Annotated in this window: 2 protein-coding genes and 1 pseudogene; all 3 read left to right on the top strand. The window is 58.7% G+C overall.

All coding sequences use genetic code 11. The annotated features are described in order from the left end of the window. Nucleotides 1-332 (top strand): annotated as a pseudogene (locus ACT8X9_RS13280) (DUF4141 domain-containing protein); the annotation flags it as partial. 29 nt (nucleotides 333-361) lie between these two features. Then, entirely contained in the window at nucleotides 362-1,375 is a 1,014-nt protein-coding gene (gene traJ / locus ACT8X9_RS13285) for a conjugative transposon protein TraJ (RefSeq protein WP_444269312.1), read from the top strand. 36 nt (nucleotides 1,376-1,411) lie between these two features. Next, on the top strand, nucleotides 1,412-2,029 hold a 618-nt coding region (gene traK, locus ACT8X9_RS13290), incomplete at its 3' end, for a conjugative transposon protein TraK (RefSeq protein ID WP_444269313.1).

The following is a 2,029-nucleotide window of genomic DNA, read 5'->3' on the forward strand; positions in this document are numbered from 1 at the left end:
GCTATGTGACGAACTACGGGAAGATGCTCACAGACGAGAACTACACGCAGCGGGAGCTGGAGGCCATCGCCTTCGGCTACAACAACATCATGAAGAAAAGCAGCGCGTCCGTGGCCGAGCTGAAGGACATCATCAACCCCACCGGCATGTCCATGACCGACAAGGAGCGGCTGGACCTCATAGAAAGGGTGTACCGCGAGATGCGGCATTACAGGACGCTGGTGAACTACTATACCCGAAAGAACCTGCGCGTCTCCTACCTGCGGGCCAGGGAGAAGGGCGAGACCGAACAGGTCCTGAAGCTTTACGGGGAGAACGAACGCTATTGGTAAACCTTTAAAAAGATACAGACTATATGGTATTGCTATCCCTATCTTTCGACAGCCTGCACGGTATCCTGCGCCGGCTGTATGACGAGATGACCGAACTCTGCCAGCCGATGATGACGCTGGCCACGGCCATCGCCGCCCTGGGTGCGCTCTTCTACATAGCCTACCGCGTGTGGCAGTCCCTCTCGCGTGCCGAGCCGGTGGACGTGTTCGGCATGCTGCGCCCTTTCTGTCTGGGCATCTGCATCCTGTTCTTTGACGTGATCGTGCTGGGGAGCCTGAACGGTATCCTGAGCCCCGTCGTGCAGGGAACGGGTGCCATGCTCCACGACCAGACCTTCGACGTGAGGAAGTTCCAGGAGGAAAAGGACAGGCTGCTCGCCGAGATGCCCCTGAAGGTGGCCGTGACCGGGGAGTTCAATCCCACGGACGAGGAGCTGGAGAAGGAGATCGCCGACATGGGCTGGAACGGGGAGGACTACGCGGTGATGCAGCGGATGTCTCATTCCTGTTACTCGTTCTCCCTGCAAAGCATCGTGCAGACCATCATGCGCAAGGTGATGGAGTTCCTTTTCCGCGCCGCCTCGCTGGTGGTGGACACGATCCGCACCTTCTTTCTCATCGTCCTCTCCGTGCTGGGGCCTATAGCCTTCGCTATCTCGGTCTTCGACGGTTTCCAGGGCACGCTCGTCCAGTGGCTGGCACGGTATATCAGCGTATATCTCTGGCTGCCCATCTCCGACCTGCTGGGGGTGATGCTCGCCAGGATACAGACGCTGGTGCTGCAAAGCGAGATGGAAATGATACAGGATCCCCTGAGCGTCTTCTCCCCGGACGGATCGACAGCCATCTATCTGGTGTTCATGCTCATAGGGCTGGTGGGATATTTCTGCGTCCCTACCGTGGCGAACTGGGTGGTCCAGGCCGGAGGCATGGGGGCGTACAACCGGAACATGAACAACACGGCAAGCAAGGCCGCCAACGTGGGCGGGGCCGTAGCCGGGGCATCCACGGGCAACGTGGCCGGAGTGCTGCTGAAAAAGTAAAAACGACTGAATAATAACATTCATTCATTTCAAGACATGGAATTCAAGAGCTTAAAAAACATCGAGTCCTCGTTCAGGCAGATCCGCCTGTTCAGTATCGTCTTTCTCGCCTCCTGCACCCTCCTGACCGTTTTCTCCGTCTGGAAGTCCTACCGGTTCGCCGAGGAGCAGCGGGAGAAGATCTACGTGCTGGACGAGGGAAAGTCGCTTATCATGGCCCTCTCGCAGGACGCCGCGCGCAACCGCCCGGTGGAAGCGAGGGAGCACGTGCGCCGCCTGCACGAGCTGTTCTTCACGCTGGCCCCCGACAAGGCGGCCATCGAGTCGAACATAAACCGGGCGATGTACCTGGCCGACAAGAGCCTGTACGGGTATTACCGGGACTGGAACGAGAAAGGTTTCTACAACCGGCTCATCAGCGGGAGCGTCAACCAGACGGTGGTGGTGGACAGCATGAGCTGCGATTTCGACAGCTATCCCTACCGCGTCACCACCTATGCCCGGCAGATGATCATCCGGGGGAGCAACATCACCGAACGCTCCCTGGTGACACGCTGCCGCCTGCAGAGCACGGTCCGCTCGGACAACAACCCGCAAGGGTTCCTTGCGGAGCATTTCGAGATTCTGGAAAACAGGGACCTACGTACCGTGGAA

Origin of the sequence: Faecalibacterium sp. (assembly GCF_052358865.1) — a bacterium.
Classification (GTDB): Bacteria; Bacillota; Clostridia; order Oscillospirales; family Ruminococcaceae; genus Faecalibacterium; species Faecalibacterium butyricigenerans.